The sequence below is a fragment of the Frigoribacterium sp. AC759 genome (assembly GCF_979256015.1).
Map to the genome: position 1 here is coordinate 1 of NZ_CEEDMT010000199.1, position 235 is coordinate 235.

The following is a 235-nucleotide window of genomic DNA, read 5'->3' on the forward strand; positions in this document are numbered from 1 at the left end:
CCTGTGAGCATGGCACGTAAGTCTCCGGAGAACACGACCCCGAAACCGCCCAAGGACCCGGGCCGTTTCAAGCAGTTGTGGCAGGTCTTCCAGATGACCCGCCGGATCGACAAGACGGCGCTGCCGCTGATGCTGGCGGTGCTGAGCGTCCCGATCCTGCTCGGTGTGGCCGCGGGCATCCTGCTCTCCGAGGGGCACGTCCTCGCGCTCGTCCTCTACATCGTGGTCGGCGTCA

At 66.0% G+C, this 235-nt stretch carries 1 protein-coding gene; it reads left to right on the plus strand.

From position 1 onward, the window contains the following. Positions 1–9: 9 nt before the first annotated feature. The coding region (locus tag ACZ6JE_RS15645; RefSeq protein ID WP_464319547.1) for a DUF4191 family protein at positions 10–235 on the plus strand (226 nt) is incomplete at its 3' end.